Origin of the sequence: Hoeflea sp. YIM 152468 (assembly GCF_029210485.1) — a bacterium.
Lineage (GTDB): Bacteria > Pseudomonadota > Alphaproteobacteria > Rhizobiales > Rhizobiaceae > Hoeflea.
In genome coordinates this window covers 36,337-62,660 of sequence record NZ_JARGET010000028.1, presented here as the reverse complement: position 1 = coordinate 62,660, position 26,324 = coordinate 36,337, and the positions used below count along the sequence as shown (strand labels likewise).

At 60.9% G+C, this 26,324-nt stretch carries 23 protein-coding genes; 13 read left to right on the top strand and 10 right to left on the bottom strand.

Features of this window, described 5'->3' with window-relative positions:
- Nucleotides 1–1,581 (bottom strand): NAD(P)/FAD-dependent oxidoreductase, encoded by a 1,581-nt coding sequence (locus PZ897_RS14900; RefSeq protein ID WP_275753294.1) that lies wholly within the window; start codon nt 1,579–1,581, stop codon nt 1–3.
- A 129-nt stretch (nt 1,582–1,710) separates the two neighbouring features.
- Between PZ897_RS14900 and PZ897_RS14895 the strand changes: the two genes are divergently transcribed.
- The 7 genes from PZ897_RS14895 to PZ897_RS14865 all read left to right on the top strand — a co-directional run bounded on the left by PZ897_RS14895 (nt 1,711) and on the right by PZ897_RS14865 (nt 9,851).
- Nucleotides 1,711–2,502: a cyclase family protein gene (locus PZ897_RS14895; RefSeq protein ID WP_275753293.1), complete on the top strand. Its 792-nt coding sequence runs from the start codon at nt 1,711–1,713 to the stop codon at nt 2,500–2,502.
- 26 nt (nt 2,503–2,528) lie between these two features.
- On the top strand, nt 2,529–4,106 hold the full coding sequence (locus tag PZ897_RS14890; RefSeq protein ID WP_275753292.1) for an NAD(P)/FAD-dependent oxidoreductase: 1,578 nt from the start codon (nt 2,529–2,531) through the stop codon (nt 4,104–4,106).
- Entirely contained in the window at nt 4,103–4,594 is a 492-nt protein-coding gene (locus PZ897_RS14885) for a MarR family transcriptional regulator (RefSeq protein ID WP_275753291.1), read from the top strand. The genes PZ897_RS14890 and PZ897_RS14885 overlap by 4 nt, the downstream gene beginning before the upstream one ends.
- Before the next feature lie 52 nt (nt 4,595–4,646).
- Nucleotides 4,647–5,243, top strand: coding sequence for a VOC family protein (locus PZ897_RS14880; RefSeq protein WP_275753290.1), 597 nt, complete (start codon nt 4,647–4,649; stop codon nt 5,241–5,243).
- A gap of 34 nt (nt 5,244–5,277) precedes the next feature.
- Nucleotides 5,278–7,425 carry an indolepyruvate ferredoxin oxidoreductase subunit alpha gene (locus tag PZ897_RS14875; RefSeq protein ID WP_275753289.1) on the top strand — a complete coding sequence of 716 codons (2,148 nt, stop codon included), beginning with the start codon at nt 5,278–5,280 and terminating at the stop codon, nt 7,423–7,425.
- Nucleotides 7,426–7,428: 3 nt separating this feature from the next.
- Nucleotides 7,429–9,006, top strand: a complete 1,578-nt coding sequence (locus tag PZ897_RS14870) for an indolepyruvate oxidoreductase subunit beta family protein (protein ID WP_275753288.1) — start codon at nt 7,429–7,431, stop codon at nt 9,004–9,006.
- A 392-nt stretch (nt 9,007–9,398) separates the two neighbouring features.
- The gene (locus tag PZ897_RS14865) at nt 9,399–9,851 is read left to right on the top strand and encodes a PACE efflux transporter (protein ID WP_275753287.1); all 453 of its coding nucleotides are present in this window, start codon (nt 9,399–9,401) and stop codon (nt 9,849–9,851) included.
- Nucleotides 9,852–9,907: 56 nt separating this feature from the next.
- Here the strand turns inward: PZ897_RS14865 and PZ897_RS14860 are convergent, their stop codons facing one another.
- Nucleotides 9,908–11,515, bottom strand: a complete 1,608-nt coding sequence (locus PZ897_RS14860; RefSeq protein ID WP_275753286.1) for an ABC transporter substrate-binding protein — start codon at nt 11,513–11,515, stop codon at nt 9,908–9,910.
- A 393-nt stretch (nt 11,516–11,908) separates the two neighbouring features.
- Here PZ897_RS14860 and PZ897_RS14855 point away from each other — a divergent pair, with 393 nt between their 5' ends.
- From PZ897_RS14855 to PZ897_RS14845, 3 genes are read left to right on the top strand one after another with little or no spacing between them, the layout of a single operon-like run.
- Nucleotides 11,909–12,889 (top strand): ABC transporter permease, encoded by a 981-nt coding sequence (locus tag PZ897_RS14855; protein ID WP_275753285.1) that lies wholly within the window; start codon nt 11,909–11,911, stop codon nt 12,887–12,889.
- A complete protein-coding gene (locus PZ897_RS14850; RefSeq protein WP_275753284.1) occupies nt 12,886–13,800 on the top strand; it encodes an ABC transporter permease in 915 nt (304 codons plus the stop codon). The genes PZ897_RS14855 and PZ897_RS14850 overlap by 4 nt, the downstream gene beginning before the upstream one ends.
- Nucleotides 13,797–15,428, top strand: coding sequence for an ABC transporter ATP-binding protein (locus tag PZ897_RS14845; protein ID WP_275753283.1), 1,632 nt, complete (start codon nt 13,797–13,799; stop codon nt 15,426–15,428). The genes PZ897_RS14850 and PZ897_RS14845 overlap by 4 nt, the downstream gene beginning before the upstream one ends.
- Nucleotides 15,429–15,448: 20 nt before the next feature.
- Here PZ897_RS14845 and PZ897_RS14840 read toward each other — a convergent pair whose 3' ends face one another.
- Entirely contained in the window at nt 15,449–16,168 is a 720-nt protein-coding gene (locus PZ897_RS14840; RefSeq protein WP_275753282.1) for an HAD family hydrolase, read from the bottom strand.
- 69 nt (nt 16,169–16,237) lie between these two features.
- Here PZ897_RS14840 and PZ897_RS14835 point away from each other — a divergent pair, with 69 nt between their 5' ends.
- Nucleotides 16,238–17,185: an alpha/beta hydrolase gene (locus tag PZ897_RS14835; RefSeq protein ID WP_275753281.1), complete on the top strand. Its 948-nt coding sequence runs from the start codon at nt 16,238–16,240 to the stop codon at nt 17,183–17,185.
- Nucleotides 17,186–17,230: 45 nt separating this feature from the next.
- On the opposite strand, the gene PZ897_RS14830 is transcribed toward PZ897_RS14835, so the two are convergent.
- A complete protein-coding gene (locus PZ897_RS14830) occupies nt 17,231–18,883 on the bottom strand; it encodes an FAD-binding dehydrogenase (protein WP_275753280.1) in 1,653 nt (550 codons plus the stop codon).
- Between the two features lie 11 nt (nt 18,884–18,894).
- Nucleotides 18,895–19,776 (bottom strand): bile acid:sodium symporter family protein, encoded by an 882-nt coding sequence (locus tag PZ897_RS14825; protein WP_275753279.1) that lies wholly within the window; start codon nt 19,774–19,776, stop codon nt 18,895–18,897.
- 410 nt (nt 19,777–20,186) lie between these two features.
- On the opposite strand from PZ897_RS14825, the gene PZ897_RS14820 reads away from it, so the two are divergent.
- Nucleotides 20,187–20,585 carry a rhodanese-like domain-containing protein gene (locus tag PZ897_RS14820; protein ID WP_275753278.1) on the top strand — a complete coding sequence of 133 codons (399 nt, stop codon included), beginning with the start codon at nt 20,187–20,189 and terminating at the stop codon, nt 20,583–20,585.
- Nucleotides 20,586–20,621: 36 nt separating this feature from the next.
- Here the strand turns inward: PZ897_RS14820 and PZ897_RS14815 are convergent, their stop codons facing one another.
- The 5 genes from PZ897_RS14815 to PZ897_RS14795 all read right to left on the bottom strand — a co-directional run bounded on the left by PZ897_RS14815 (nt 20,622) and on the right by PZ897_RS14795 (nt 25,092).
- Entirely contained in the window at nt 20,622–21,446 is an 825-nt protein-coding gene (locus PZ897_RS14815) for a metallophosphoesterase (protein WP_275753277.1), read from the bottom strand.
- A 275-nt stretch (nt 21,447–21,721) separates the two neighbouring features.
- Entirely contained in the window at nt 21,722–22,309 is a 588-nt protein-coding gene (locus PZ897_RS14810; protein WP_275753276.1) for a hypothetical protein, read from the bottom strand.
- A gap of 327 nt (nt 22,310–22,636) precedes the next feature.
- Nucleotides 22,637–23,245: a phosphonate metabolism protein/1,5-bisphosphokinase (PRPP-forming) PhnN gene (phnN, locus tag PZ897_RS14805; protein WP_275753275.1), complete on the bottom strand. Its 609-nt coding sequence runs from the start codon at nt 23,243–23,245 to the stop codon at nt 22,637–22,639.
- A complete protein-coding gene (locus PZ897_RS14800) occupies nt 23,242–24,381 on the bottom strand; it encodes an alpha-D-ribose 1-methylphosphonate 5-triphosphate diphosphatase (protein ID WP_275753274.1) in 1,140 nt (379 codons plus the stop codon). Before PZ897_RS14800 ends, phnN begins: the two co-directional genes overlap by 4 nt.
- Nucleotides 24,382–25,092 (bottom strand): DUF1045 domain-containing protein, encoded by a 711-nt coding sequence (locus PZ897_RS14795; RefSeq protein WP_343217464.1) that lies wholly within the window; start codon nt 25,090–25,092, stop codon nt 24,382–24,384.
- A 406-nt stretch (nt 25,093–25,498) separates the two neighbouring features.
- On the opposite strand from PZ897_RS14795, the gene PZ897_RS14790 reads away from it, so the two are divergent.
- Nucleotides 25,499–26,314 (top strand): UDP-2,3-diacylglucosamine diphosphatase, encoded by an 816-nt coding sequence (locus PZ897_RS14790; RefSeq protein ID WP_275753272.1) that lies wholly within the window; start codon nt 25,499–25,501, stop codon nt 26,312–26,314.
- Nucleotides 26,315–26,324 lie beyond the last annotated feature (10 nt).

Below are 26,324 nucleotides of genomic sequence, written 5' to 3'. Positions count from 1 at the left end.
TCATTTCCCACCCAGTTTCTGAGCGAGCATAAACCCTGCACCCGCGCCTGTGCCCGCACCGGGCCAGACACTGGCGCCGGTGAGATGCAATCGGTCGACGGGGGTCTTTCCAGTGGCGTGGCCCAAGGCCGGACGGAACAGGAAATTCTGAGAAAGGTGATGACTGCCGGCAATCTGGTCGCCGCCGACAAGGTTCGGATTGTCAGCTTCGAGGTCAAGCGGCGACACCACGGTGCGGCCGATGATCTTCGCCTTCAGCCCCGGCGCATGCCGTTCGATCATGTCCAGCGCCCGGTCCGCATAGATCTCTTTGACCGTGGGCCAGCCGGTGTCTGTAATGATACCGGCCGCATCGCCGCGGATCTCGCCCGGCACCATGCGGACCTGCACCCACAGCACATGCTTGCCGTTCGGCGCCCGGCTTGGATCGATCGCTGTCGGCTGCCCGACCACCAGCACCGGCTCATCGGGCAACTGGCCTGCGACCGCCTGCTGATAGGTGCGCGCCATCTGATCGAGCGACGGCGCGATATGGACATAGGCAAATTTCTTCAGCTCTTCGCTGGCTGTCCAGTCGGGCAGCCCATCAAGCGCCAGATGGATCATCATGGTGCCCGGCGCATGGGTGAATCTGGCCATCTTGGTGTCAAACACGGCGTCTCCGGATTGACCGTCGAGCAACGTCATCAGTCCGCCCGGCGCGACATTGGCGATCACCGCCCGCCCCGCCGTAATCTCGGAGCCGTCTTCAAGCGCGATTCCGGTCGCCTTGCCGCCAGCGCGCAGGACACGCGCCACCCGCTTGCCGCAATGAACCTCGCCACCGGTCGCCTCTACTCTTGCCACCAGCGCCCGTGTCAGCGTGTCGGCACCGCCTTTGCCGATGACCATGCCGAAATTCTGGTTGGCCATCGCTTCAAGATAGGGAAACACCGCACCGCCAGCCATGTCAGGCGCGAAATCAAGATGCATGCCCCAGGCTGCCATGGTCGCGCGCACTTGATCGGATTCGAAGGTCTCGCTCAGCCATTTGCGCGGCGACGACACCAGCAGCCGAACCAGATCCGCCGTCCATGAAAAACCTTTGCGCAACAAGGCCTTTGCCAGCAACCTGCCTTGTACATGCATTTGCATGGAATTCCCCAGCAGAGCAAAGACATATTCCGCAGTGCCGGGAAAATCCGCGTTCAGCCGGTCCCAGGCCCGCGCATCGGCGTCCGAAAAAGCCGCGATCCGGGCCCGCGTCTCGCCTGGACCGGTGCTCACGCCCATCCACCTGCCATCATCAAAAACACTGGCAAAACAATGCGATACCGGTGCGAACTCAAGCCCGCGGGTCACCAGGTCATCACCATATAACTTGAAAAATGCCGAGCCGGCAAAGAGGCTGAGATTCATCGCCGCCCAGTCATGACGGAACCCCGGCGCGGTCAGCTCCGCGGTCTTGACCGCACCACCTGCCGTTGCGGCCTGTTCGAAAACACCAACCCGCCAGCCCTTCGCGCACAGGTGCACCGCACACGCCAGGCTGTTTAGTCCAGCCCCTACAATAATGGCGTCATATCTGTGCGACAAAGCCATCCCCCCGGTCGAGATTTATAATTGCAAATGCATATTATTTTGTCTAGCATCAATTTGGTGCAGACACACAACCCGCCATCCGGGATGCAGTTTTCAGACACTTGTACGCCTGCCTGAGGAGGATCATTCATGAACGCCACGGAAACACTTGGTAATCTCGCCGGACTGTTGATTGAGGGAAAAGTGGAGGTGGTCGATCTCTCCGGCCCGCTCGGTCCCGACACACCGCTTCTGCAACTGCCGGAAGACTTCGCCAAGAACACGCCGAAAATCGAAATTCACAAGATTTCCGAATATGACAGTGACGGGCCTTTCTTTGCCTGGAACTGGCTCAAGCTCGGCGAGCACTCCGGCACCCATTTCGATGCGCCGCATCACTGGATCACCGGCAAGGACTATGTTGATGGCTACACCGATTCCATTCCGCCGCAGAATTTCGTGGCACCGGTCAATGTGATCGACTGCTCCGCTGACGTGGCAAAGAATCCTGATTTCCTGCTCGATGCTGCTGGCGTCAAAGCCTGGGAAGCCAAGCATGGCGAGATCAAGGCCGGCGAATGGGTGGTGATGCGCTCCGACTGGGACTCCCGTGCCGGTGATGAAGCGGCCTATCTCAATGCTGATGAAACCGGCCCGCACTCGCCTGGCCCGACGGTCGATTGCATTGAGTACATTCTGTCCAAGGGCGTGATTGGCTGGGGCAATCAATGCATCGGCACCGACGCCGGGCAGGCCGGCGGAATGGAGCCGCCCTACCCGGCCCACAATCTGCTGCACGCGGCCAACAAATACGGTCTTGCTTCGCTGGCCAATCTCGACAAGCTGCCGCCCAAGGGCGCAATCCTGATCGCTGCGCCGCTGAAGATCGTCAAGGGCACGGGAAGCCCGATCCGCGCCATGGCACTGGTCGCACGCGGTTAAGACACACCGCGCCGGGGACCAGGGCAATGGCAGACTATGACCACATCATTGTCGGCAGCGGCATCAATTCGCTCGTTGCTGCAGCCATGCTGTCCTCAAAGGGCAAGCGTGTCCTGGTTCTCGAGCGCGAGAGCCGATTCGGCGGCTGCATGCGCACCGAGGACGTCACTCTGCCCGGCTTCCACCATGACGTGATGGCGGCAACTTTCGTTCTGTTCCTCACCTCTCCCGCCCATGCCGCACTCGGGTCCGACCTGGCCCGGCATGGGCTTGAGTTCTGTCACACGCCGCATCCGACCGGCGTCTTGCGGCCCGACGGCTCGTCACTGGTGCTCAGTACGGACCGGGCCGCCAACATCGAGACATTCAATACCCTTGTGCCCGGTGATGGCGACCGGCACGGTGCCGACGTCGGGGCCATCGAGGCTGACGCGCCGTTCTTGTTCACGCTGCTGGGCGGCGAATTGTGGAGCTGGCCGACCGCCAGGCTGCTGGCCAGGCAGGCGTGGAAACGCGGACCCCGTGGGCTCGCGGCCTGGATGGGCCAGGCCCTGCGCCCGACCCGCGCCTGGCTCGAAGCCACCTACGCCTCCGAACTGGTTCAGGCCTTGTGGGCGCCGTGGGCACTGCACACCGGCCTGACGCCCGAATCCGCCTATGGCGGCCAGATGGGCAAGGTTATCGCCTTTGCGCTGGAAGCCGCCGGTGCGCCGGTGGTCAAGGGCGGCGCCAGTCAGGCAGTCGCTGCCTTCAAAAGCCTGATTGAGGCAAACGGCGGCGAACTGCGGGCCGATGCCGATGTCGACCAGATTCGTGTGCGCAACGGCAAGGCCGTCGGGGTCCGGCTGGCAGACGGAATTGAACTCACCGCATCCCATGTCATTTGTTCCGTCGCGCCGGGTCAGCTTTACAACCGGCTGCTCCGCGACGACACCAAAGCCGTTTCAGAGGGTGAGGCAACCGGGCTGAGCCAGTTCCGCCACGGCCGCGGCAATTTTCAGCTCCATTACGCTCTCGATGGGCCGATCCGCTGGAAAACAGATGGATTGGAGGACGTCGCGCTCATCCACCTCGCCGATGGCATCGATTCCGTCTCCAAGTCGTCCAATGAAGCCGAGCGCGGCCTGCTGCCGGTGACGCCGACCGTCTGCGTCGGCCAGCCGCACCGCCTCGATCCGTCCCGCTGCCCCGAAGGCAAGTCCATTCTCTGGCTGCAGATCCCCGATGCACCACGCACCATCAAGGGCGATGCGGCAGGCGAAGTTGAGACCGACGGCGTCTGGAATGAGGCCACCCGCGAGGCCTTTGCCGACCGCATCGAAGCGATCCTGGCCGCTCATATTGACGGCTTCGCCGACAGCATTCTGGCGCGAAAGGCCTATTCGCCGGTGGATCTTGAAACCATGAACATCAATCTGGTCGGTGGCGACCCCTATGGCGGCTCCTGCGCGCTCGACCAGTTCTTCATCTGGCGTCCCTTCGCCCACACCAGGAACAACGCAACCGCGATTTCAAACCTGCATCATATCGGCGCCTCGACCCACCCGGGGCCAGGTCTTGGTGGCGGTTCGGGCTTTCTGTTGGCAAAGAGGTTGGCTGGATGAACGACATCAAATCTGCAGTTTCCGAAAAATCAGAACCGATACCGCGGCTGGGCGAAATCGGCCTGTCCAATTTTGCGCCTTACCTGATGAACCGGATCATGGGTCGCTACAACGCCGATCTGCGGCAGGAAATGACCGGTCTGGGCTTGACCACACCGAAAATGCGGGCGCTGGCGGTGCTCTCGGTCATCGATGCCCTGCCGATCACCGAGCTCGCCGTTTACGCAGTGGTCGAACAATCAACACTCAGCCGTTCGCTCGAGCAACTGGCCTCGGACGGTCTGGTCCGGCGCGACCCCGATCCCACCGACAGCCGGGTCACCCGCATCAGCATAACCGAAGCAGGCCGCGCAGCCCTCGATCAGCTCTGGCCTTCAATGGTTCGGGTCTACGAACAGATGTTCAAGGACATTCCGGCTGAAGAGCGCCAGGCCTTTGTCACCACCCTGCAGAAGATGCTCAACAATGTCAGGAAACACGATTTTTGACCGCCTGAAGCCAGTTTTTTGAACCAGATCGACGCAACCCGGGAGAAAACCAATGAAGCATAGCATTCTGGCTGTCGCCGCATTCGCCGTGAGTATGGGGATCTCGGGCGCGGGGGCTGAAACCCTGCCTGGTGTGCGCGGCATCAACCACATTGGTCTCACCGTTCCAGACATCGACGAGGCAGAGAGTTTTTTCACCGACGTGCTCGGCTGCGAGAAAGCGACCTCATTCGGTCCTTTCCGGGATGACAGCGGCACCTTCATGCAGGATCTGCTCGATGTCGACCCGCGTGCGGTGGTCAACCAGATCACGCTGATGCGCTGCGGTTTTGGCAGCAATATCGAGCTGTTTTCCTATGATGCGCCGGACCAGCAGACGGTCCGGCCGCGCAACAGCGATATCGGCGGGCACCACCTTGCCTTTTACGTCGATGACATTGACGCCGCAGCGGCCTATTTCAAGGAACAGGGCATCCGCACGCTGATGGGGCCTTTTCCGGTCACTGAAGGCCCTGCCGCCGGACAGTCGATCCTCTATTTCTTCGCCCCATGGGGCCTTCAGCTGGAGGCAATCTCCTTTCCCAAGGGCATGGCTTACGAACAAGACGGTGGACCAGCGCTCTGGTCCAACACCGAACCTGCCGATTAACCCAGGCCGGCAGACACGCAGTTGGAGGTAGACGATGGCTGAACGTTCTTTCGCCAAGGAAGTCCAGAAACTCAAGATCGGTGAAGGCGAAACCTTCTCGGGCGAGGGTATTCTGGCGCTGACAAAGGCGCTGCTGGAAGCAGGCGTCGGTTACGTCGGCGGCTATCAGGGTGCGCCGATCAGTCACTTGATGGACGTGCTCGCAGACGCCGAGGAAATCCTCACCGAACTTGGCGTGCGCTATGAGGCCAATGCCTCTGAGGCCGCAGCAGCCGCCATGCTTGCGGCCTCGGTGCACTATCCGATCCGCGGCGCCGTCACCTTCAAAGGCCCGGTCGGCGTCAATGTGGCATCGGATGCGCTCGCCAACCTCTCCTCCGCTGGTGTCACCGGCGGCGCGCTGGTCATCATTGGCGAGGACTACGGCGAAGGCTCCTCGATCATGCAGGAGCGCAGCCATGCCTTCGCCATGAAATCACAGATGTGGCTGCTCGATCCGCGGCCCAACCTGCCCTCCATCGTTCAGTCCGTGCATCAGGGTTTCGAGCTCTCGGAAGCCACCAACACGCCGGTCATGCTGATGGTGCGGATCCGCTCCTGCCACGTCACCGGCAGCTTTCAGGCCAAGGACAACAAGCGCCCGCCCTTTACCGTCAAGGACGCGCTGGCCAATCCGCGCAGCGATTACGCCCGCGTCGTGCTGCCGCCGATGTCCTACCTGCAGGAGCACGACAAGATCGACAACCGCTGGCCGGCGGCGCTCAAACACATACGCGACAATGGCCTCAACGAGATGTTCGGGCCGAAACAGGCTCCCATCGGCATCGTCCTTCAGGGCGGCATGTACAATGGTGTGATCCGGGCATTGCAACGCCTCGGCCTGGCCGACATTCACGGCGAGACCGAAATTCCGCTCTATGTCCTCAATGTCACCTATCCGCTGGTTCCTGACGAATTCTCCGAGTTCTGCCAAGGCAAATCCGCAGTCCTGGTGGTCGAGGAAGGCCAGCCGGAATTCATCGAACAGGCACTTGGGTCGGCCTTGTACAAGGCAGGCAGCTCCGTCAAGCTGCATGGCAAGGACATGCTGCCCATGGCCGGCGAGTACACCGGCCAGGTGATGCTCGACGGCCTCGAGGCATTCATCAGGAAAGCCGCGCCGGAAATGCTGCCCGCCCGGCTGCGCGCGCCCAACTCCGACCAGAAACCGGCGCTGCCCGATCTGTCCAAGACCGTCCCGATGCGCCCGCCGGGCTTCTGCACCGGCTGCCCCGAACGGCCGATCTTCGCTGCCATCAAACTGACCGAAATGGAGCACGGCAAGCACCAGATCGCGGCCGATATCGGCTGCCATCTGTTTGCCACCCTGCCGCCTTTCGAAATCGGCGGATCGACCATGGGCTATGGCCTCGGCCCCGCCTCCAATGCCGCCTTTGACGGCGGTGGCGACAAGCGCTCGATCTCCATTCTCGGCGATGGCGGTTTCTGGCACAACGGTCTGTCCTCCTCCATCGGCAACGCCGTCTACAACCAGTCCGATGGCGTGATCGTCATTGTCGACAACTTCTATTCGGCGGCGACCGGCGGACAGGACATTCTGTCTTCACGCGCGACCAACCCCACCAAAACCACCGGTCAACCGATTGCCGATGCGCTGAAGGGCGTCGGCGTCAAATGGGTGCGCCAGATCGACCGCACCTATGACGTGCCGAAGATGCGCCAGATCCTCAACGAGGCGCTGACCACCGACCATGTCGGCCCCAAGGTCATCGTCGCCTCCTCGGAGTGCATGCTCAACAAGCAGCGGCGCGAAAAGCCCCTGGCCAGCAAGGCGATCAAGGAAGGCCGCCGGGTCGAGAAGCCAAGATTCGGCATCGATGAGGATGTCTGCACCGGCGACCATGCCTGCATCCGGCTGTCGGGCTGCCCGTCACTCTCGCTCAAGCGTCTCGACGATCCCCTGCGCGACGATCCTGTCGCCAGCATCGACCAGAGCTGCGTCGGCTGCGGCAATTGCGGCGAAGTCGCCGATGCCGCTGTACTTTGCCCCTCTTTCTACCGCGCTGATGTGGTGTTCAACCCGAACTGGTTCGAACGCAGCCTCGGCGCTTTCACCAGCCGGATCATCACCTGGCTGCAACATCACCGCTCGCGCGGCCGTATCGAATTCGTCCGGACCTGACCCATGCCAAACAACACCCACAGTGCGCTCAAAGCACAGCCGAATGATCCGGCGCTCGATCAGATCATCAAGCTGGCGATCATGGCAGTTGGTGGCCAGGGCGGTGGCGTGCTGACCAACTGGATCGAGGATTGCGCCCATCGCAATGGCTATGTCGTCCAGGCCACGTCGGTGGCTGGTGTCGCCCAACGCACAGGCGCGACCATCTATTACATGGAAATGGCACCGGCCGGAGAACGCCAGCCGGTGTTCTCGCTGATGCCCGCCGCTGGCGATGTCGATATCCTGGTGGCCGCCGAGATGATGGAGGCTGGACGCGCCATCATGCGCGGCTTCGTCACCCCTGACCGCACCACCCTGATTGCCTCCTCGCACCGGGCGCTCGCCGTTTCGGAGAAGACCGTGCCCGGAGACGGTATCGCCGATTCCGACGAGGTGATCGCCGCCGCTGAAATCGCGGCGCAGCGGTTCATTGCCTTCGACATGGAGAAAATGGCTGTCGACGTCGGGTCAATGATTTCCGCGAGCCTGTTTGGCGCTCTGGCCGGTTCGGGGGCGCTGCCCTTCGCGCGGGAGAGTTTTGAAGCCGCGATCAAGGCGTCGGGCCGTGGCGTCGAGGCCAGCCTGCGCGCTTTTGCGGCGGGTTTTGAAGCCGCCGCCGGCGGCAAGGTCGAGGCACAGCAAAAAAGCAGCAGCAGTACCGGCGACACGCCGGCGGGACCGAAAACCCTCATCGAAAAATGGGCCGCACTTGAAGCACGGGCAGCGGCCTTCCCTGCCCCGGTCCGCGACATGGTGCTGACCGGCCTGCGCGCAGTCGTCGACTTTCAGGATCTTGATTATGGCGAAGACTATCTCGGTCGCCTCGACACCGTGTTGTCCTGCGATGATGCGGCCAAGGGGCATGAACTGACACTCGAGGCGGCAAAATACATCGCCAAGGCGATGGCCTATGACGATGTCTTCCGGGTGGCAGATCTGAAAACCCGCGGCAGCCGCTTCGCCCGGGTCCGCGCCGAGATCGCTCCGGCAAAAGGCGCGCAGATGAAACTCACCGAGTTCATGCATCCCCGCGCCGAAGAAATTGTCGGCATGATGCCCGCCGGCCTCGGCCGGCGTCTGTCCGGAAGCGCACGCACGATGCGGCTGATCGACAAGGTGGTCAACCGCGGACGCAGGCTGCGCACCGACAGGCTGTTGCCATTTGCCCAGCTCTACGTTCTCGGCGGCCTGCGCAAATACCGCCGCGGCACCCTGCGCCATGCGATTGAAACAGACCATCTGGAAACCTGGCTCGAACTGGCGCTGAGCTACAGCAGGATTGACTACGCACTGGGCGTTGAAACCCTGCGCAACCGCCGCCTGGTCAAGGGCTACTCCGACACCCATGCCCGGGGTCTGTCGAAATTCGACCGCGTCATGCAGGGCGTGGCCCTGCTGGCCGGCCGCGATGATGCTGCCCACTGGTGCCGCCTGTTGCGTGAAGCAGCCCTGGCCGACGAGAAGGGCGAGCAGCTTGAAGGCGCCCTCAAGACCGTCCGTTCCTTTGCCGAAAAGCCCGCAACCGCACGCCAGAACTGAATCGGATTGACAAACAGCGCCCACAAGCCATTGAATCGGAAGACCTTTTACCAAATGCATGCCGCGTTCTCAAACAGATACAGCTTCCTTTGCGCAGCCTATCGGATGCGCGGCGCTGGAGGGTCCTGCTGAGGGTGATTGGGGGCAAAAGGCTGGTGCTTGCGGCTCAATGCTCCCCTGGCGCGCATGGTTTCCCTGTCCGGCGGCACGGCCGGATCAGCGGCTGCGGGAAAGGCCCGACGAACCGGGGCTTGTGTTTGGCTCGTATCATCATACATAGAATGGGCAAGCGAGGACGACCTCCCCATACGGAAAACATGTTCGGGACGACCCGACAAGAGCGTTTCAAGGTTTGACCAGACCACGAAACCCTCCCAGATCAGGGGCGTTCCATGCGATCCATCAAAGACAGAATTCGCCATGCATTGAGTTTCGAAATCATCGCACTGATGATCGTCATCCCGTTTGGCGCCTGGGCCTTCGGCCTTGGCGTCCGGGACATGGGTCTGGTTGCGCTGGTCAGCGCCACGATCGCCACCGGCTGGAACTATCTCTACAATCTGCTGTTCGACCACGCACTGTTGCGTCTAGCCGGTCATGCCCGCAAGTCGATCACCCTGCGCGTGCTGCACGCGGTTCTCTTCGAGGCCGGCCTGCTACTGGTTCTGCTGCCGTTCATTGCCTGGTATCTTCGCATGAGCCTGATCGAGGCCTTCCTGCTCGACATCTCGTTCGCGGCTTTCTACCTGGTCTACGCATTTGTCTTCAACTGGATCTACGACGTCGTCTTTCCCATCCCGAACCGGCACGGCCCGGAAGACGGCACCCGGGTGGCGCAGCGCTGAAATAGAACGGCCGCGGATTTCTCCGCGGCCGAATGGTTTTCCTTCAAGCCATGGGATCAGGCGAACCACCAGCGCTCGGCGAACTTGGCGCCATCGGCCTGCAGGTTGGCTGCAACATTTTCATCATGGGTCAGTTCCTTGGAATGAGCATGAATAAATGATGCCCACATGCCGACGATGACGCCGCCATCATCCTGCAGCAGCTTCTGCGCTTCCCAGTACTGGTCCTTGCGCTTGTCGTCGTCGGTTTCCGACCGCGCCATGACAACCAGCTCGTTGAACCTGTCGGCGGATTCACCGGTTTTCCAGGCGGTGTCGTTCCACTCGGTGTCATTGGTATAAGCAGATTTGTACATCCAGTCCTGGGTCGGACGACCGTTCCAGTAACAGGCGCACCAGGGCTTCTTGTTCCACACGTTGGACCAGTAACCATCACTGGGTTCGCGCACCAGTTCGATCTCGATTCCGGCCTCCTTGGCAGATGCCGCGATCAACTGAGCCGCATCGACGGCGCCGGGGAAGGCAGCGTCAGAGACAGAGAGCTGGATAGCACCCGAATGGCCGGACTTCTTGTAGTGTTCGGCAGCCTTTTCGGCATCGAATTCATGCACTGGCAATTCGGTATTGAAGTACGGCATCGACGCATTGATCGGCACGTCATTGCCCGCTTCACCATGACCGAGAAGGATCTTGTCCACCAGTTCCTGACGTTTGATGGCAAATTTGAGCGCCATGCGCAGGTCGTAATTGTCGAACGGAGCCGAATTGACCCGCATCGGGAATGTGTAATGCTGGGTGCCGGTCGTCTTGAGGATTTCAAGCGTCGGGACCCGGCCAAGCAGCGCCACGGTTTTGGGATCAACATTGTCGATAAGATCAACATCACCGTTCATGATGGCATTCTGACGCGCGGTCGTGTCGGCGAGCGTGATCAACTCCACTTCGTCGAAATGCGCACGGCCTTCCTTGAAGTAGTTCGGGTTGCGCTTCATCAGAGTGCGCACACCAGCCTCATAGCTCTCGATGATATAGCCGCCGGTGCCGACCGCGCTGTTGGCATCTTCGATCACGCCATCGACCGAGGGCAGGATCATGATGTGATAATCGGAGGCAATGTAGGGGAAGTCGGCATCGCCACTTTCGAGTTCGAAGATGACGCGGCTGTCGCCGTCCTTCTTGATTTCCTTGATCGAGCCGAGAAGGCCCTTGGCAGCGGATTTGGAATTCTCGTCACGGTGATAGTTGAACGTCGCGATCACGTCGTCGGCCGTCAGGCTTTTGCCGTTATGGAATTCCACGCCCTTGCGCAGATCAAACACCCAGGTTTTTGCACCGTTTGACGGCTCAAGCGCTTGGGCAAGTTCAGGGATCAGCTTGCCGTCATTGCCGATTTCGGTGAGATGATTGCCGCGGGCGTAATTGATGGCCTGCGACATTCCGTTTTCAGCCGTCCCCGGGTCCAGCGCATCCGTGGTCGAGCCGTAGGACGAGCCATAGCGCAGCTTGCCACCTTTCTTGGGCGTTGCAGCCAGCACATCCGTTGCCAGCGTCAGCGCCGACGGCACGGCCAGACCTGCCGCGATGGCTGTCTTGATGAACTGCCTGCGGTCGATCTGACCTTCGCTGAGCCAGCGCGCCTGTTTTTTCAAGTAGGTGTCTCTCATGCTATTCTCCATCTGTTCCCGCATTCTTTTGAGTGTCAGGCCACGTAATCCGCGACGATATGCAAGGCTGGGCCCACCCGATTCTCCTGACAGCGTTTGCCACCACCATGGGCCAAAACCCAGTGATCCGGCACGCTTTATGCGGATTTTGCCCAATTGCGCCCGGCCAAACTACAGCGATTTGTCACGCCAACGCAAATCTGAAACAAAATAAACCCTGCGCACAAACAATGCCTTGCCCCACCCGCGGTCTCCAGTTTATTCGGCCCGCCGGTTTACAAGCACCCCGCTACTGGACAACAATGCTGACCAGTACCAGGCCACAGATGGGCATCGATCAACGGGCTTGGAGGATGGCTACAAGGCCAGCAAACAACGGGGAGGAACGCGCATTTGAATGCCGTACTGTCGACCATATTGAAACGCTTGGGGATGGGCGTAGCCACACTTTTTATCGTTTCAGCCATTATCTTCAGTTCCATTTCAATGCTGCCTGGAGACTTCGGTGAAACGGTTCTCGGGCAGGCCGCAACCAAGGAAACCGTCACCGCCTTCCGCAAGGAACTGGGTCTCGATAAGCCCGCGCCAGTGCGCTATTTCGAATGGGTCGGCTCCGTCCTTCAGGGTGATCTCGGAACATCCTTCTCAGGCCGCAATGCGTCGGGCCAGGACCGCTCCCGCCAGGTCAGCGACCTTGTCATGCCCCGACTCTGGAATACCCTGTTTCTCGCAGGTGTGACTGCCGTTATCGCCGTACCGCTGGCGCTGTTTCTGGGGCTGACTGCCGCGCTCTACCGCAACACCGCCTATGACCGGATTGTCAATGCGACGACGCTCACGACAATTTCGACGCCGGAGTTTTTCGTCGCCTACATACTGATCCTGTTCCTGGCCTCGCTGTGGCCGGTGTTTCCTTCACTCGCCAATATCGACGCCTCCACCGCTCTTGGCGAACGGCTTTACCGGGTGGCGCTGCCTTCGCTGACCCTGACCCTGGTGATTGTCGCGCACATGATGCGCATGACCCGCGCCGCCATCATCAACCTTCTTGCCAGCCCCTACATCGAGATGGCGCGGCTCAAGGGCGCGTCGCGCTCCCAGATCATTCTCAAGCACGCCCTTCCCAATGCCTGGGCGCCTATTGCCACAGTCATCGCCTTTAATCTGGCCTATCTGGTTGTGGGCGTGGTCGTGGTTGAAGTGGTGTTTGTCTATCCTGGAATCGGGCAGTTGATGGTTGACGCCGTGACCAGCCGGGACATCCCCGTCGTTCAGGCCTGCGCGCTGATTTTCGCCGCGACCTACATCCTTTTAAACCTGACCGCCGATATCATCGGCATTGTCACCAACCCGCGATTGCTGCACCCCAGATGAGCGAGCAACCCGTCACCTATTCAGCGTCCGCAGAAGTCGGCGCAGTTCGCAAACGCCGAAGCCGCCTCGAGCGGATCGGCCTGTTGCTCAAATCAGCCCCGGCGACCGCCTGGTTTGGCATGATTGTCGTCTTTTTCTATATCTGTGTGGCCATCTTCGCAGATCTCCTTGCTCCTTATGGCGAGGCCGAAATTCATGCTGCTGCCTTCGCGCCATGGGGCGATGAGTTCTTCTTCGGCACCGACCAGATCGGCCGAGACGTGCTCACCCGGCTGATCTACGGCGCCCGCAACACCATGGGCATTGCACTCGCGACGACGATTCTGTCGTTTCTCATCGGCGGTGGGCTGGGCCTGGTGGCGGCGATCAACCGCCGCTGGCTTGACCAGGCGCTGAGCCGGTTTGTCGATGTTTTGATGGCGATTCCAAGCCTGATCTTTGCGCTGATGCTGCTGTCGATTTTCGGATCGACCATCACCAGCCTGATCATCATCATTGCGGTGCTCGATTCCACCCGGGTGTTCCGCCTCACCCGCGCAGTCGCGGTCAATGTGGCCGTGATGGACTATGTCGAGGCGGCAAAATTGCGCGGCGAGGGTCTCGGCTGGATCATGCGGCGGGAGATCCTGCCCAATATCATGCCGCCGCTGGTGGCCGAATTCGGGCTCCGGTTCTGCTTTGTGTTTCTCACCATCGCGGCGCTGTCTTTCCTGGGCGTCGGCATTCAGCCGCCAACCGCTGACTGGGGGTCGATGGTGCGGGCCAATGCCTCGCTGATCCAGTTCGCCAAATACGACATGACAGCCGCGATCACGCCCTTGCTGCCGGCTGCTGCCATTGCCTTGCTGACCGTCGCAGTGAACTTCATTGTCGACTGGTTCTTGCACAAGACAAGCGGACTTCGCGAATGACCGATACCACGCAATCCAGCCCCGATTTCAGCAATGACATCCTGTTGAAGATGCGCGACATCCGCATCGACGGCTATTCCGACGAGCAATGGCACCCCATCATCAAGGGCGTTGATGTAACGCTTCGCCGTGGCGAGATCATGGGGCTGATCGGTGAATCCGGCGCCGGCAAATCGACGCTCGGCAAGGCGGCCATGGGCTACACCCAGCCGGGCTGCAAGCTGACCAGTGGCTCGATCCTGTTTGACGGTGTCGATCTGGCAAAAGCCAGCGACCGGGACAAGCGGATGCTTTGGGGAACCCGCATCGCCTATGTGGCGCAATCGGCCGCCGCCTCCTTCAATCCGGCGCACCGGCTGATCGACCAGACCGTTGAAGCTGCGACCCGGCGCGGCATCCGCCCCGATGCTGACTCACGCACGGATGCGGTGGAGCTGTACAGGGCCCTGCAATTGCCCGATCCCGAAATCATCGGCAACCGCTATCCGCACCAGGTCTCGGGCGGTCAGTTGCAGCGTGTGATGACCGCCATGGCAATGTCGCCGCGCCCGGATCTGATCATCTTCGACGAGCCCACCACGGCGCTTGATGTCACAACCCAGGTTGAGGTCCTGGCGTCGATGCGCAACATCGTCGAGGAATTCAACACCGCGGCGATCTACATCACCCATGATCTGGCCGTGGTTGCCCAGATGGCTGATTTCATCCAGGTTCTTCGCTACGGCGAAGAGGTGGAGGCGGCACCGACCCGGCAAATGCTGACCAAACCGGAAATGCCCTACACCAAATCGCTGTGGTCGGTCCGGGCTCTGGAAAAGCCCGAGGTCAAGGGCGAGGACATTGTCCTGTCCATTGACAATATCGACGCAGCCTATGGGCCGCAGCAGGTTCTGTTCGATGTCTCGATCAAGCTTCCGCGCGGCCGAACGGTCGCGGTTGTCGGCGAATCCGGGTCCGGCAAATCGACCACAGCGCGGGTGATCACCGGTCTGTTGCCACCCCTTGGTGGCACCGTCACCTTCAACGGCGAGGTACTTCCCGCCGCGCTGAAGGATCGCAGCAAGGAACAGTTGCAACAGATCCAGATGATCTACCAGATGGCCGACACCGCAATGAACCCGCGCCAGACAGTTGAGGAAATCATCGGCCGACCGCTCGAGTTTTATATGGGTCTCAAGGGCAAGCAGCGCGAGGAGCGAATCCTTGAGCTGCTGGACATGATCGAGCTCGACGAGAGTTTTATGGACCGGTTGCCGTCCGAACTTTCCGGCGGTCAGAAGCAGCGCATATGCATTGCCCGCGCGCTGGCGGCCAGACCGGACATCATCATCTGCGACGAAGTCACCTCAGCGCTCGACCAGATCGTGCAGGAGGGCATCCTGCAATTGCTGCTGCGGCTGCAGAAGAAGTACGACATCACCTATCTGTTCATCACCCATGACATCGCCACCGTGAAGGCGATTTCGGACGAGATCGTGGTCATGTTGGAGGGCAAGGTTGTCGAACAGGGCCTCAAGAGCGAGATCCTGTCGCCTCCCTACCCCGACTACACAAAGCTGCTTTTGTCGTCAGTTCCGGACATGGATCCCGACTGGCTGACCAATTTCCTGGAACAGCGCAGCGACTGACCGGTGCAAACCGGGCTGAACTATCCCGGCGCGATGAGCCCGGGCAAATCCGCCACCGAATCAATGACCAGATCGGACAGCGCCGCCAGGGTCTGCCGGGTTCCGGTCCCCGACAACACTCCGATTGCAGCGCCCGCTCCAGCGGCGCGAGCCAGTTCCATATCGTGGCCGTTGTCGCCCACCATGGCGACCTCCGAAGGCTTCAGTCCCAGATGTGCGGCAAAGGCCAGCAACATGCCAGGCTCCGGCTTCGGTCCATGGCCGCTGTCATAGCCGGCGATGAAGCCGATATGGGATTCAAGCCCCAGAACCTCGACGGTTCGTAAAATGCTGGCTTCGCCGTCACTGGACGCGATTCCCACCGACAGCCCGGCATCGGCAAGCGTTTGCATCAGGGCCTTGAGATCGCAGATCGGCCACGGCGATTCTGCCCCCTCGACAAAGGTCTGGTCGAGCCGGCGCATCAGCTCTTCGGTTTCGAACGGGCTTCCATGCGCCACCATGTGCGCCGCGATCTCGCGGGCATTGGCCGCTGCAAACATGCTGTCAGCGCGGGTCTTGCCGGTCACCGGGTCCATGCCGCATGCAAGAAGCAGCACATCGGCGAGCGCCGCGTCGCCGTCGGCTGCGATCAGCGCCCCCTTGCGGTTGATCGCCGCCCATGTCCTGTCGAAATCGACCAGTGTGCCATCCTTGTCGAACAGAATTGCCTTGATCTCGTTGCCGAATTTCCATGCCATGATGTTTTCCCATTTGACACAAGCTGTGCCCCGCGATTGCATGGGCGTCAACCTTTCGAGGATGTCCGCTTGCGCCCCTCCCCCTATGACACTCTGCTTGATGATGAAACCTGGGCCTTTGTCGACACATCGGTCGGCTTCTATCCGGCAGATGCCACAGATCTCGATCCGGCGGGGCAGCGGCGCGTCTATGACCAATTGTGCAAGGCGTTCGACAGCGGCAGGCCCGCAGGCGTCCTGGTCCGTGAGTTCTTCCTTCCCGGCCCGGTCACGGCGATCCCGGTCCGCCAATACCTGCCGGCGGCCGCCAACCCGTCAGCGCTGGTGATGTATCTGCATGGCGGCGGCTTCATCCTCGGCGGGCTCGAAAGCCATGACAGCATCTGCGCCGAAATCTGTGATGCAACTGGCTACGCGGTCATCGCCGTGGACTACCGCCTGGCTCCCGAACACCTGCACCCGGCCCCGTTTGACGATGCGCTTTCGGCGTTCAGCCATCTGGCAGCAACCTGCCGGCTCCCCATTCTGCTGTGCGGTGACAGTGCCGGCGGCAATCTGGCCGCGGCTGTGGCCTGGGCGGCCCGAAGCCAAATGCGAAGCCCAGCGGCACAGGTGCTGATCTACCCCGCCCTTGGCGCAGACCGCTCCAAAGGCAGCTTTGCCAGCCACGCCAGGGCGCCGATGCTGACCACTGCCGACCTGATCTACTATGACGGCCTGCGCTCCGGCGGCCGGCCTGCGCATGACGACCCGTCATTCACACCGCTCGCGGCCTCGGAATTCGCAGGCCTGCCGCCGACCCTCGTCCTTACCGCCGAATGCGATCCGTTGTCCGGCGATGGCCCCGACTATTGTGCCCGCCTGGTCCAGGATGGCAGCAAGGCAATCTGCATTGAGGAACAAGGCCTGGTGCATGGCTATCTGCGCGCCCGCCACTCGGTGAGCCGTGCCCGCGACAGCTTTGCCCGTATGGTTTCAGGCATCAAGGCTCTCGGCGCAGGCGATTGGCCCTATTGAACCGCAGCCGCTGGCAAGGACTCAACCGGCCTGCTTCCACACGGCTCAGGCAAGGGTCCCGGCACGGCCCGCCTGACGGCCGGAGAAAATGCACCCCCCGAGGAAGCTGCCCTCAAGCGCATTGTAGCCGTGATAACCGCCACCGCCAAAGCCGCTGACTTCACCCGCTGCAAACAATCCCTCGATCCGATCGCCCTGCCGATTGAGAACCTGTCCGTTCAGATCGGTTTCGAACCCGCCAAGCGTCTTGCGGGTGATGATGTGCAGTTTGACCGCGATCAGCGGACCGTTGTCGGGGTCGAGGAAGCGGTGTGGTTTGGCCGTGCGCATCAATCTGTCACCCCGGTAATTCCGCGCCGCAGACACCGCCATCAGTTGCGCGTCCTTGGTAAACGGATTGTCGATCTGGCTGTCACGGGCGACGATCTGGGCCCGCAGCTTGTCGAGGTCGATCAGCCCACCGCCCTTGATGTTCATGCCGGCGACCAGATCGTCGAGACTGTCAGCGACAACAAAATCCTCGCCGTGCGTCTTGAACGCCTCCACCGCCGGCGTCGCCTGCTTGTTGAGCAGGCGCTGCTGGATCACCTTGAGCCAGCTTTTCGCAGCAAAGTCCGGATTCTGCTCCGAACCGGACAGCGCCACTTCCTTCTTCAGGATCTTCTGGGTCATCACGAACCAGGAATAGTCATGGCCCGTCGACAGGATCTCGCGCAGCGTCGACAATGTATCGAACCCCGGCAGACAGGGTGGCTTGAGCCGTTTTCCTGTCGCATCGAACCACATCGACGAAGGTCCCGGCAGGATGCGGATGCCGTGATTGGGCCAGATCGGGTTCCAGTTCTTCACACCTTCGGTGTAGTGCCACATCCGGTCGGCATTGATCACCCGTCCCCCGGCGGCTTCGGTGATCGCGATCATCCGGCCATCGACATGGGCGGGCACCCCGGCGATCATCCCGGCCGGCGGCTCCCCCAGCCGGTCACGCGGCCAGACCTTGCGGACCAGGTCGAAATTCCCGCCAATGCCGCCCGACGTCACCAGCACGCTTGCCGCGCGCAGTTCGAAATCACCGGCAACCTCGCGGCTGCTGGGCTGGCCGCGCTCCTTGACGTCGTCGGCAAGGATCTCGCCGGAAACCCCTTTGACGGCCTTGTTCTCGGTGATGATGTGCGAGCAGCGATGCCGGAACTTCAGTTCGATGCGGCCTTTTTTGACATGGGCGCGAACCCGCTGTTCAAACGGCTCCACCGTCCCCGGCCCGACCCCCCATGTCAGATGGAACCGTGGCACCGAATTGCCGTGACCATCGGCAAAGGATCCGCCGCGCTCGGCCCAGCCAACAATCGGAAACCAGCGCATGCCCATCTTGTGAAGCCACGGCCGCATCTCGCCTGCGGCGAAATCGACATAGGCCTCGGCCCATTTTCGCGGCCAGTAATCCTCCTTGCGGTCAAACTGCGCCGATCCCATCCAGTCGCTCAGAGCCAGCTCGCGGCTGTCCTTGATCCCCATCCGCCGCTGTTCCGGCGTATCGACAAGGAACAGCCCGCCAAGCGACCAGAATGCCTGCCCGCCGATAAAATTCTCCGGTTCCTGATCAAGAATGATCACCTGCTTGCCACGGTCGGCCAGTTCTGCGGCCGCCACCAGTCCGGCAAGTCCGCAGCCGACAACGATCACATCGCAACGATCCATTCCGTGCTCTCCTAAACCGTTGCGATCTGCGGAGCATCGACCCTGCGAAGCCACAGGATCAGCGGCGCCGAGACCACATACATCAAGATACCGTAGACCGCCGCCGGCAGCGCGTAGGCGGAAAAGCCGGCCTCGTATCCGCTCAGCATGGCGGCAACCGTGATCCCGAGCGTCGAGTTTTGTATCCCGGTTTCGATCGCAATCGTCTTCACCTGTGCCATCGGCACAGCGGCCAGCCGCGCCACGCCATATCCGATCGCCAGCAACAGGAGGATCAGGCTCACCAGCGAGGGTGCCAGCACCGGAAGATTGGCAACAAAGACATCCCAGTTCGCCACCAGCGCCAGCACGACGATGAACACGAACAACCCGTTGGCCACCTGCGCCACCACGGGCGCAATCCGGTCTGTGAAGGCTGGCGCCAGATGGCGAAGCGTCAATCCGAGTAGAATCGGCACGGTCGTCAACAAGAACAGTTGCACCGCGATGCCGCTGATATTGACCGGGGGCGCTTCCGCACCGCTGAAATGACGGATCGCCAGCGCCAGCAACGGCGGCACGGTGATCATGCTGGCGAGACTGATGACGGCGGTCAGCGAGACCGAAAGCGCCACGTCGCCCCGCGCCAGCCGGGTCAGGATGTTGCTGGTGACCCCGCCCGGACAAAACGCCAGGATCATGAACCCGATTGCCAGTTCGGGCCCAAGTCCGAATGCCAGCACCAGCGCGAAGGTGACAACCGGCAAAATCACCACCTGGTTGACTGCGCCGATGACAAACGCAAACGGTTGCTTTGCCACCCGCGCAAAATCCGCAACCGTCAGCCCCAGCCCCAGCGACAACATGATGAAGGCCAGTCCCAGCGGCAGCACCACCCCGACAATTGTTCCCATGGTTCCCTCCCCTTGCCGGCGGACACATCATCGCCGGTCTGCATTCCATCGCCACCTCGCAAGAGCCGGGCGGCGTTTCCGGAACGGGACCACAATTTTTACCAGTTGTCGATGCCAATGACGGCGGGGTGCGGCACGGCAAGCACGGCAGATCCACGCAACCGCCCGGGTCTTAACCGGCGGTGACGTCAAGCTCGGACAGCGAGGATGTCGGGATGACCCTGGTATCTCAATTGCGCGACGCCTCTGATTTGCAGCCCCAGTGCCCGATAGGCTCGACATGCAGAACCCGTTATTATAGCTGCTGGTGTGACACCGGTCTCCGCGGCGGCCGGCGCGGGTGTTGAACCAGGTCGCCAGATCGGTCAATCATGCCCATGCACCCGATCACTGCAGAAACAGGAAACCCCATGGCCCGGACAATCACCCCCGTCGCAGATCTCGTTGCCGCCGCGCGCGCCCGCATCGAAGAAATCGAAACTGCAGCCGCCATCGCCATGGTCGATGATCCCAATGTGGTCCTTGTCGATTTGCGCGATGTGCGCGAGCGCCAGCGCTCCGGCTTTATTCCCGGCAGTTTCCATTGCCCGCGCGGCATGGTGGAATTCTGGGTTGATCCGCAGAGCCCCTATTTCAAGGAGGTGTTTGGTCAGGACAAGAAATTCGTCTTCCACTGCGCCTCCGGCTGGCGCTCGGCGCTGACGACAGCCACGCTCAACGATATGGGGTTTGAGGCGGCCCACCTGAAGGAAGGGTTTTCCACCTGGCAGGCCCAGGGCGGCCCGGTGGAGTTCCCGCCGGAGCGCTGACGCATTTGCTATCAGCCCTCACCCGGCCTTCTGGCGTTAGTGCAGATCAAAGCCATCCTCGATCTTCCATTTGACCTTGTTGGCGTCAAGGAAATCGATCGAGTGCACAACCATGCTGTCGGGACCGACAAAGCACAGATTGTAGTTCGGCGCCAACGCGCCATATCCCATCCGGTTGATCTGTCCGGAGAAATCCGGCCAGCAGGCATGATTGGTCGACCGCGGCGCCGAATAGGGAATGCCGCAGACCGCGCCGCTCAGCGAGTAGTGGCAATGGCCAAAAAACATGTGTGCGATGGTATCGCGATACTGCATCAGCAGCCCCTGCAGCTCTTTTTCATTGAGGATGCCAATGACGTCGGCGTTGGCGACGTGCACCCGCACCGGATTGTGATGCATGAACAGATAGGCCTTTTGCCCGGCAGCGCGCACTTGATCCAGCACCTGGGTGAGCCAGACCATGCGCTTTTCACAATAAAGCCCACTGTGCCGGCCCTGATCCACCGTATCCATGTAGACAAACACGCCTGCCGAGGTCTGTTCCGTCCACTGGATGAAGCCATTGCTGTCACGGCTGGTAGCGGGAAACAGGCGGACGAAGGTTTCGCGGTGGTCGTGATTGCCGATCATCAAACGCGGCGCGAGCTTGTCCTTGAGTGTGCTGGCCGCAAGAATGCCGGCAAGTTCGCGGTAGCTCTCTTCGCGCCCGAAATGGGTCAGGTCGCCGGTGATGACCACCTTGTCGGCATCATGGTCATGCGCCTCGACATAGGCCAGACAGGCGCGGAAGTTTGCAATCGGATCGAGACCAAGGATCGGATCCGGGTGGATATGAATGTCGGAAATATGAACCAGCTTCATCAACGCTTCCTGTGACAATTGCCGTCTGGTTAAACCGAAGATGCTGCCGTCCCATAACAGCCCCCCGCATTTCGATCATGACAAGACCGCAAACGCAATCTGTTCCTGTGCTGGCGCTGGTGTAGTGAACACCGCGGGTCCGGAAAGCCTGAAGACTGACATTCTCAGTTGTCAGGCCAGAAAGCACCGCACATTCGGCCGAGCGCGGCGTAACCAGCACTGATTTCAGTCCTCCGCTTTGACGCTCAAACCAAGGCGATTGAGCGGCGGCCACCTTAAAGTTGATCGAGATTGATCCCGATGGTGATCGCGCCGATGGGCTCGCCGGTTGCCGGATCGGAGATGGTGATGCTGGCCTGCGACTGCAGCGCCTGGCTGGATTCATCCTTTTCGACGCCATCGACGAAAATCACGCCGGAACCGACGCTGAAGGTCTGTTGCCATTTGGCTTCATCTCCCTGCCAATAATCCGACGTGACATCGCTCTGACCGACATTGAGTCCCCGGGCATCCATCACGAACATTTCTGTGATCATGCCCTGGCTGGCGTCTTTCTTGTCCATCAGAAACTTCGACAGGTCGCGAGCCAGAACTTCCTCTACGAAAGGCTGGTTGGAAGCTGTCGCCTGAGCCCGCCAATGCTTGTCCATCTTGTCGATTGCGGCGTCGTCGAGGCCGCTTGTCCTTGTATTCTGCTCCTTGATCGCATCAATGACGATCGGATCGTTCAACCAGCCTTCAACACTGGTGCTGATGAAGTGCTTGACCTGCGCAACATGTGCGGCTTCAGCCGTAGCTGACACGGGCGCGAAAGCGAGCGCGCTGGAAGCAAGCAGAACCGATGCAAAATGCTTCATTTTCATAAGATCGTCTCCCTTTTTAAAGTGGATAGCGAACATTTGCGATCATCCATGGTTGCGATATGCAGGGTTAAGATTCCACCCAATTGTCAGGGCTTCCGACATCTCGGACAGCCGGCAACCCGTTCCCGGCACCGTTCGCCGAGCTGTCCGTCAGCTCAAGTCCGACGTTTTACACCAAAGCTGTTGTCATCCCTGCCAGACATCCGGGACTCGCGAACCGCAAATGGTGGTGCGGGGGAGATCAGCTCCGCGCCAATCAAAAAGCGAAGGGTCGGGAGCCGGGCAATGACCGCATCGGATGCTGACAGAGACATTCCGGCCGACCCATCAACTGGATCGGTTGGCGGCTATTGCCCGTCTCATATAGTCGACCAGTTGCCCGCCCGCTGTTGCCACCGCCCCCGAATTGTCAATGACCATGTCGGCGTCAATTGCTGATTTGAGCCCTTCAGCCCGCTTTATTCGTTCGGCGATCTCGGCCGCAGATTCCCGCCCCCTGGAACGAAGCCGTTGCGCAAGAATGATCGGATCGACCGCAATTTCCACGGCCACCGCACTGGGAAAGACTGTCTTGATGACGCTCCAGGCGCCGCGCGAACCATTGACCACGCCGATTTTGCCCGCGGCCAGATGTGTTTGAAGGGTGCGCGGCAGACCATACCGCAAACCATTTGCCGACCAGGTCAGGCAGAACCGGCTGTCTTCAACGGCTGCATCAAATTCAACCTCCGTCATGGCAACGTGGTCTTCGTTTCCCGCATCCGCAGCGCGGGTGATCGCCCGCCGCACGAACACAATATCGTCCGACCCGGCGAAGGCGCGCCGCGCGAACTCCATCAACGTATCCTTGCCCGCGCCGCTGGGACCCAGCACCACCACAAGCCGGCCCCGTCCCGCCGCAGCCGTATTCGCCAGATCACCTGCCACCGGCATCATGCCACCCGCTCGCCTTGCCGCCAGACGGACCGGACCACCGGAACGCCACTGTCGCGGCGCACCCGCACCAGATCGGCCCGCTTGCCCGTCACCAGACTGCCGCGATCATCAAGTCCGACCGTCTTGGCCGGTGTTGCGGTGACAAGCCGGAAAGCCGCCGCCAGATCCAGATCTTCGATCTCGTCCGCCAGCACGAAGGGCGCATGGATCAGGCTGAGCGGCACGTAGTCCGAAGACAGCACATCCAGAACGCCTGCGCGGGCAAGATCGGTGGCGGCGATATTGCCCGAATGCGATCCGCCCCGCACGACGTTGGGAGCACCCATCATCACGCTCATTCCTGCCCTGTGCGACGCTTTCGCCGCTGCGATACTGGTCGGAAACTCCGCCAGCTTGACGCCAAGATCGATTGCCTCGGCGACATGGTCGAGCGTCGCATCATCATGGCTGGCAACCGTGATGCCGCGGTCCGCGCAAGCCTCGGCAAGCGCCTTGCGATGGACGTCGGAATACCGTGCCGAAGCCGCCTGCCGACGGGCGACAAAACCGGCGAACGCGTCGTCCGTCAAACCGCGTTTGATCTTGAAATAGAGTGTGTACTGCTCCATCGACTGGAACTGGCGCTGTCCCGGTGCATGATCCATCAGCGAGACAATCCGGACCTGGCTGTCGGCCTGGAAATCGGCGAAATGATCAAGCACATCGGACGCCGACACCTCGCAGCGCAGGTGAACATAATGATCGGCGCGCAGCCGGTCCTGCGCCCTTGCTTCAGCCAGGGCGTCTGAGACTGCGCGCATCTCGCCAATCTTGAAACCGTCGTCAGCGTCCGAGCCAAGCCGCAGGCAGTCAAACACTGTGGTGATGCCGGATGCGGCAATCTGCGCGTCATGCGACTGGATCGCGGATATGGCGTTCCAGCGCACGCCCGGGCGCGGTGAATAATGCATTTCGAGGTGATCGGTGTGCAATTCCACCAGGCCAGGGATGATGTAGTCCCCATCCATGTCGATGCCGCGGGATGTATTGCCTTCATCGATGCCGGCTATGATTCCATCCCTCACCACAAGGCTTCCCGACATCACCCGGTCTTCCAGCACCAGCCGGGCATTGGTGAAAACAGTCTCGCTTGTCATTCAGGCAAACTCTCTCTGCTGGCCGGGCGCCAGCGGTATGCGGCTGTGGATTTCAAATGCCGCGCCAGGTTCGGGTTCCACAAACACGGTCAATGCCGACACCGGGATCGGTCTCGACAACACCGGCGCGAAATGCCGGCTGGCAGCGGCGGCGACCCGCGACAGATCCGGCTCGATGAGGCGCGTGCTCAGGGTCATATGGAAGCGAAAATCGTCTGAAACATAAGGATAGCCCCAGCGCATCAGATTGCGCAGCTGCGATGGCGACAGCGCCTCCGGATTGCGCCGCGCCATGTCCTGCTCCGACAGTGCGGCCCGCAGCGGCTCGAAGGCTTCAACGACCGATTGCGCAAAAGTGGCCAGTTCCGGCGCCGGGTGTTCCGGCACCAGCGCCACAAAGCCCTCAAGCCTGCCCACACTCAGCGACGGGATTTCGAACGCTGGGGCAGCAGCCGCGAACGTTGTGACGGCAGCCGTGAGATCCGCTTCTGACACGCCTTGGGCCAGCCGGAATGGCGCCTTCAGTGTCGCATGGAACCCGTAGCGGCGCGCCGGACCCGTGAGCGAGGCAAGTTCGCTTGCACCAAGCTCTTCGAGGTTCGGATGTTCGACCGGCTTGCCGCTTTCCGCATCTCGTCCAATCCAACTGGCACCAAGTTCAGCAAGTGCGTCCCCCGGACCGGGTGAAAAATACAAGGCATACCGGACCACACCTGTCCCTTCCCAATCAGCAACCCGCACAGGCGCGGGGATTCGTTTCCTTGTTCTAGCCCATATTCAGGGCCAGCAGCAGCTTATAGTCGACGTTTTGCAAAACGGCGGCCGTTTCCAAGCGGGCAATCGAAGCCGATGGATACAACGATTGCGTGACAAATACCGGCATGGTTTGCGGTACAGCTGCAACCTATGCGGTGCAAGCCAGCCACGCCAGCAGAGGATGCCCATTCGTTTATCTGACCGGCGCGATCGACACCAGGTGCGCCAGGCGCGAGATTCTGTGTCGAGTTGACCTCAACGACGAACAGTCTTGCCTGTCACGGCGACCGTCACAAAACTGAAAACTGAATCGGGTCTAAGCCTGCCAGCAAGACAATTGTTCAAGGTTCAGGCGGGGCCCGTGACCAAAAAATACCGGACGATATTCCTTTCAGACATCCACCTCGGCACACCTGATTGTCAGGCCGATATCCTCATCGACTTTCTGCGAGAGCATGATGCACCGACGATCTATCTCGTCGGCGATATTGTCGATTGCTGGCGCATGAAGCGCAAAGGCTTCTACTGGCCGCAATCGCACAATGATGTGGTCCAGAAGCTGCTGCGCAAGGCCCGCAAAGGCACCCGCATCATTTATGTGCCGGGCAATCATGACGAGTTGCTGCGCGACTATCAGGGGGTACATTTCGGTGGCATCGAGGTGCGCCAGCGCGACCTCTTCGAGACCGCCGACGGCAAGCGCCTGCTGGTCATCCACGGTGACGAGTTCGACATGGTGGTGATGAACCACCGCTGGCTCGCGCATCTCGGCGACATTGCCTATGGCCTGGCGATGTGGACCAACAAATGGCACAATCGCAGCCGCAGACTGCTCGGCCTTCGCTACTGGTCGTTCTCGCGCTGGGCCAAGCTCAAGGTCAAGGGCGCCGTCAATTTCATCTCCGATTTCGAGGACGTGCTGGCCAATGAAGCCCGCAAGCATGACGCCGACGGCGTCATTTGCGGCCATATCCATCACGCCGCCAACGAGATGCGCGGCGGCATCCACTACATCAACACCGGTGATTGGGTCGAGAGTTGCACCGCTGTCGTCGAGCATTTTGATGGCCGGATGGAGATCATCGACTGGTCGCGACGGATTTCGGCCAAGGCCGGATCGGTCACCAGGGAAAAATCCCGCAAACAAGTCACCACCGTACACGGCGAAGCGGCATGATCGCCGTCCC

Coding starts and splice junctions, on each gene's coding strand:
- PZ897_RS14810 (WP_275753276.1), bottom strand. CDS start 22,309: ATGAAAATGAAGCATTTTGCATCGGTTCTGCTTGCTTCCAGCGCGCTC.
- PZ897_RS14860 (WP_275753286.1), bottom strand. CDS start 11,515: ATGAGAGACACCTACTTGAAAAAACAGGCGCGCTGGCTCAGCGAAGGT.
- PZ897_RS14830 (WP_275753280.1), bottom strand. CDS start 18,883: ATGGATCGTTGCGATGTGATCGTTGTCGGCTGCGGACTTGCCGGACTG.
- phnN (WP_275753275.1), bottom strand. CDS start 23,245: ATGATGCCGGTGGCAGGTGATCTGGCGAATACGGCTGCGGCGGGACGG.
- PZ897_RS14800 (WP_275753274.1), bottom strand. CDS start 24,381: ATGACAAGCGAGACTGTTTTCACCAATGCCCGGCTGGTGCTGGAAGAC.
- PZ897_RS14890 (WP_275753292.1), top strand. CDS start 2,529: ATGGCAGACTATGACCACATCATTGTCGGCAGCGGCATCAATTCGCTC.
- PZ897_RS14820 (WP_275753278.1), top strand. CDS start 20,187: ATGGCCCGGACAATCACCCCCGTCGCAGATCTCGTTGCCGCCGCGCGC.
- PZ897_RS14880 (WP_275753290.1), top strand. CDS start 4,647: ATGAAGCATAGCATTCTGGCTGTCGCCGCATTCGCCGTGAGTATGGGG.
- PZ897_RS14845 (WP_275753283.1), top strand. CDS start 13,797: ATGACCGATACCACGCAATCCAGCCCCGATTTCAGCAATGACATCCTG.
- PZ897_RS14825 (WP_275753279.1), bottom strand. CDS start 19,776: ATGGGAACAATTGTCGGGGTGGTGCTGCCGCTGGGACTGGCCTTCATC.
- PZ897_RS14865 (WP_275753287.1), top strand. CDS start 9,399: ATGCGATCCATCAAAGACAGAATTCGCCATGCATTGAGTTTCGAAATC.
- PZ897_RS14900 (WP_275753294.1), bottom strand. CDS start 1,581: ATGGCTTTGTCGCACAGATATGACGCCATTATTGTAGGGGCTGGACTA.
- PZ897_RS14875 (WP_275753289.1), top strand. CDS start 5,278: ATGGCTGAACGTTCTTTCGCCAAGGAAGTCCAGAAACTCAAGATCGGT.
- PZ897_RS14850 (WP_275753284.1), top strand. CDS start 12,886: ATGAGCGAGCAACCCGTCACCTATTCAGCGTCCGCAGAAGTCGGCGCA.
- PZ897_RS14885 (WP_275753291.1), top strand. CDS start 4,103: ATGAACGACATCAAATCTGCAGTTTCCGAAAAATCAGAACCGATACCG.
- PZ897_RS14895 (WP_275753293.1), top strand. CDS start 1,711: ATGAACGCCACGGAAACACTTGGTAATCTCGCCGGACTGTTGATTGAG.
- PZ897_RS14870 (WP_275753288.1), top strand. CDS start 7,429: ATGCCAAACAACACCCACAGTGCGCTCAAAGCACAGCCGAATGATCCG.
- PZ897_RS14815 (WP_275753277.1), bottom strand. CDS start 21,446: ATGAAGCTGGTTCATATTTCCGACATTCATATCCACCCGGATCCGATC.
- PZ897_RS14840 (WP_275753282.1), bottom strand. CDS start 16,168: ATGGCATGGAAATTCGGCAACGAGATCAAGGCAATTCTGTTCGACAAG.